General features: G+C 65.6%; 5 protein-coding genes. All 5 read right to left on the bottom strand.

The window, feature by feature from the left end; genetic code table 11:
• A partial coding sequence (locus tag Q4C89_RS14015; protein WP_303103242.1) for an ABC transporter ATP-binding protein occupies window positions 1-707 on the bottom strand: 707 nt, incomplete at its 3' end.
• Window positions 700-1,557, bottom strand: a complete 858-nt coding sequence (locus tag Q4C89_RS14020) for an ABC transporter ATP-binding protein (RefSeq protein ID WP_303103243.1) — start codon at window positions 1,555-1,557, stop codon at window positions 700-702. The genes Q4C89_RS14015 and Q4C89_RS14020, both read right to left, overlap by 8 nt.
• A complete protein-coding gene (locus Q4C89_RS14025; RefSeq protein ID WP_303103244.1) occupies window positions 1,550-2,536 on the bottom strand; it encodes a branched-chain amino acid ABC transporter permease in 987 nt (328 codons plus the stop codon). The genes Q4C89_RS14020 and Q4C89_RS14025 overlap by 8 nt, the downstream gene beginning before the upstream one ends.
• Entirely contained in the window at window positions 2,533-3,393 is an 861-nt protein-coding gene (locus Q4C89_RS14030; protein WP_303103245.1) for a branched-chain amino acid ABC transporter permease, read from the bottom strand. The genes Q4C89_RS14025 and Q4C89_RS14030 overlap by 4 nt, the downstream gene beginning before the upstream one ends.
• A 76-nt stretch (window positions 3,394-3,469) precedes the next feature.
• Window positions 3,470-4,417: ABC transporter substrate-binding protein (locus Q4C89_RS14035; protein ID WP_303103246.1), on the bottom strand; the 948-nt coding region annotated here is incomplete at its 5' end.

The raw sequence follows: 4,417 nt of genomic DNA on the forward strand, positions 1-4,417 counted from the left end.
TACACGCCCAGGTAGGCACTCCGCACCCGGTCATCGTTCATGAGTTCCTGCGCGGTGCCTTGCAGCGTGACCTTGCCGCTTTCCAGCACATAGCCCCGGTGGGCGATGCTCAGGGCGGCGTAGGCGTTTTGTTCGGCGAGCAGCACGCTCACCCCCTGCGCGTTGATCTGCTGCGCGGCGGCGAGCACCTGTTCGACCACCAGCGGCGCGAGGCCGAGGCTGGGTTCGTCGAGCAGCAGCAGTTGCGGGCGGGCCATCAGTGCCCGGCCAATCGCCACCATTTGCTGCTGCCCCCCCGACAGGCTGCCCGCCGGGGCGTGGCGCTTGTCGAGCATGGCGGGAAAAAGCTGGTAGACCTTTTCCAGTTCGCGCTCGGTGCCTGCCGCGTCGCGGCGGTGGACATAGGCCCCCAGCCGCAGGTTTTTCTCCACGCTCAGTTCGGGAAAGAGCAGACGGCCTTCGGGACACTGTGCCACCCCGTGCGACACGTTGAATTCGGGTTTGCCGCCCGTCAGGGGCGTGCCCTGCCAGGTCGCCGCGCCCTGCGAGGGGCGTTGCAGGCCGCTGAGGGTGCGAAACAGCGTGCTTTTGCCCGCGCCGTTGGCCCCCAGCAGCACCACGATTTCGCCCGGCTGGACGGTCAGGTTGACCGAGTGCAGCGCCGTGAAATTGCCGTATTTGACGCTCAGGTCACGCACTTCAAGCATGGTTGGCCTCCCCCGCCGGGCGCTGCTCGCCCATCTGCCCGCCGTGGGCGTGCGACCCCAGGTACGCTTCGATCACGGCAGGGTCACGGCTGATCTGCGCCGGCGTGCCCTGGGCGATCTTCTGCCCGTGGTGCAGCACCAGAATGTCGTCGGCCAGCCCCATCACCAGGCTCATCTTGTGCTCGACCAGGGCGATGCTCAGGCCGCCCGACACCAGTTCCCGAATCAGGCCCATCAGGTTGACGGTTTCCTCGGGGTTCATTCCGGCGGCGGGTTCGTCCAGCAGCAGCAGTTGCGGGTCACTGGCGAGCGCCATGGCAATCCCGACCCGTTTCTTTCCTTCCTGGTTGAGTGCTCCGGCGGGCAGCCCCGCCTGTCCGGCCAATCCCACCCGCTCCAGGGCGCGCATCGCTCCGGCGCGGCTCTCCTCCTCGTCGTGACGCTCCCGGCCCGTACGCAGCAGGGCGTCGAGCAGCCCGGCGCGGGTGCGGACGCGGTGGCCGATCATCGCGTTATCCAGCACGCTGAGTTCCTGATAGATGGTCGTCGTCTGAAAGGTGCGGGCGATACCGCGCTCCACGACCTGGTGGGTTCTGAGGGGAGTGATGTCCTCGCCCCGGAAGGTGATGCGCCCCGACGTGGGCTTGTAAAACCCCGAAATCAGGTTGAAGAAGGTGCTTTTGCCTGCCCCGTTGGGACCGATGATGGCGGTGATGCGCCCGGCCTGAAGCTGTGCCGTCACGTCGCGCACCGCGTGCAGCCCGCCGAAGCGGATGCCGAGGCCCTGCACGTCCAGCAGAGGAGCCGAAGTCCCAACCGCCGAAGTTCCAGTCGTCGAATTCTCAGTCATGGCCTACCTCGGAAGGGGCCGCCGCAGGCCGCCGGGCGCGGAATTTGGTCCACAGGCCCGCCAGCCCCTGCGGCGCGAACAGCACCAGCAGCACCAGCACCGGGCCGAAGACGATGTACTGGTAGTCCTGCAAGTCCTTGAGGAACTGCATGAGGATGTTGACGACCGCTGGCCCGATCAGAGGCCCGGTCAGGGTGCCCAGACCACCGACCAGCAGCGAGAGCAGCACCGTGAAGGTCATCACCGGCCCGGCGGAGGCCGCCCCGAGGAAGCCGACGAACACGGCGTACAGCCCGCCCGCGAAGCCCGCGATGGCCGTAGACAGCAGCATGGCGCGGAGTTTGTGGGCGTACACGTTGATTCCGGCGCTGCGGGCGAGGTCTTCGCCGCCACGAATGGCGATCAGCGAGCGCCCGAAGACACTGTGCCGCGCCCGCGCCGCCACCAGCACCGTCAGCGCCAGCGCCGCCAGCCCCAGATAATAGAAGCCGCCCGACAGCCGCAGCCCCAGCGCCTCCGAGAACGCCTCCAGTCCGGGGGGCGGGTTGATGCCGTTCAGGCCGTCCTTGCCGCCCGTCAGCGAGGTCCAGCGCTCGATGACCATCATGATGATGACCCCGACGCCCAGCGTGAAAATCGAGAAGGCGTCCCCCTTGGTACGGAAGGCCACCAGCCCCAGCAGGTAGCCCAGCGCCGCGCACAGCAGCACCGCGGCGGGCCACGCCAGCCAGAAACTCCACCCGGCCTTGAGGGTCAGCAGGCCCACCGTATACGCGCCGATGCCGAAAAACCCGGCGTGCGACAGCGGCAACTGCCCGGTATAGCCCAGCAGCACGTTCATGCCGTAAGCCAGCATGGCGTAAATCATGATGTTCACGCCGATGTCAAGCAGGTAGCCGCTCGGTTTGAAGAGGGGAAAGAGTGCGGCCAGCACGAAAAAGGCCAGCCAGAGCCACCGCCCGTTTCCGGCCCGGTTCATGCGGTCCTCCGGAACAGGCCCTGGGGACGAATGGCGAGCACCACGACCAGCAGCGCGAACCCGATGACGTCAGCGAAGTCGAAGCTGACATAGGCACCGCCGAACACTTCCGCGAAGGCCAGCAAAAAAGCCCCCACGATGGCCCCCGGCACGCTGCCCATGCCACCCAGAATGATGATGGCGAAGACTTTGAGGTTCATGACTTCTCCCATGCTGGGCGTGACCGCGTTGATGGGCGCGATCAGGCTCGCCCCGATGGCCGCCAGCGCCCCCGAGATGGCAAAAGTCAGCATCCCGACCCGGTTGGTGTCGATGCCGACCAGCCGTGCGCCCTCCCGGTTTTGCGCCATCGCCTCGATGGTGGCTCCGGTCAGGGTGCGCTTGAGAAAGAAATTCAGGCCCAGCATGGTCGCCACGCTCGCCGCGATGACCAGCACGCGCTGCCAGGTGATGGTGACGCCGAGCATTTGCACCGTGCCCTGAATCGGCTCGGCAATCTGTTTGAAGTCGGCCCCCCAGACCAGTTGCACCGCCGCCTCGATAAAAAACAGTACGCCGAGGGCGGCAATCATGGGGTGAACATGCGGGGCGTTTCGGAGCGGATAAAACACGACCCGTTCCAGCAGCGCCGCCAGGAGGGCCACCGCCAGCGCCGAGAGCAGCAGCGCCGGAACATAACCCACGCCCAGGCTGTTGAGGGCCGCCCAGCTGAAGTACGCGCCCAGCATGTACAGCCCGCCGTGCGCGAAATTCGGAACACGCATGACGCCGTAGACCAGCGTCAGCCCCAGCGCCACGAGCGCATAGACGCCGCCCAGCGCCAGCGCATTGAACAGTTGTTGCAAGAAGGTGGACAAGGCAGGACTCCTGTGAAGGGAAGACGCGGAAATAAAAAGCGCCCCGACCACATACGGGGGGCGCCGGGGTCGGGACTTACTTGTAGACCTTCGTGACGCGCAGCTTGGTGTATTTGCCGTTCTTGACGCTGGCGATGTTGAACACGGCGTCCAGGTGACCGTTGCTGGAGACCCCCTCCACCTTCAGGATGGTCTTGGTCAGCGGCAAGGCGCGGGCCGCTTGGTCGAGTTTGGCGCGGATGGCCTTGGGGTCGCTGGTCGTTCCGGCAAGTTCCATCGCCTTGGCGACGATGTGCATGCCCGCGTAGTTCAGCGCCTGTTCACTCGTCGGCACCTTCTTGTAGAGCTTCTGGTACTGACTCACGAAGATGTTGGTACCGGCCGATTCCTTGACGGGCAGCACGCCCACGCTGCCGTTGAGGTAGGACATGGGCACCACGTCTTCCATCTGCTCGAACTTGGCCTGGTCCATCACGATGAACCCGCCCTTGAAGCCCTGCTCGCGGGCCGCTTTCACGACCAGCGCGGTCGGCTGGCTGGGGCCACCGATAAAGATGACATCGGGCTTTTCCGAGAGGGCTTTGGTGATGGCGCCGCTGAAGTCCACGGTGGTGTTGTAGTCCACGCTGTTGTCCTTGAGCACCGTGCCGCCCTGCTTTTTCCACTCGGCGCTCAGGGCGTCGGTCCACTGCTTGCCGTAGGCGCTGGAGGTGCCCACGAGCGCCAGACGCTTGCCGAACGCCTTCATCTGCGTCTGGGTAAAGGGTTGCAGGTAATTGTCGTAGCGCGGCGGCAGCATGAAGGTCAGCGGGTTCTTGGCCTCCAGAATCTTGGGTTCGGAGGAGTACGCGGCCAGCAGGAAGTTTTCGCGGGCGGTGAGCGGCTGCACGGTCAGGATGCCCCCGGCGTGCGGCACGAAGACGATGTTGATGCCCTGACTGGTCAGGCGCTTGACGTTGGTGGCCGTCTGGTTCGGCAGGTAGCGGTCGTCGAGGCTGACGAGCTTGAAGGTGACTTTCTCGCC

The organism is Deinococcus sp., assembly GCF_030523985.1.
Lineage (GTDB): Bacteria > Deinococcota > Deinococci > Deinococcales > Deinococcaceae > Deinococcus.

Coding starts and splice junctions, on each gene's coding strand:
- Q4C89_RS14025 (WP_303103244.1), bottom strand. CDS start 2,536: ATGAACCGGGCCGGAAACGGGCGGTGGCTCTGGCTGGCCTTTTTCGTG.
- Q4C89_RS14020 (WP_303103243.1), bottom strand. CDS start 1,557: ATGACTGAGAATTCGACGACTGGAACTTCGGCGGTTGGGACTTCGGCT.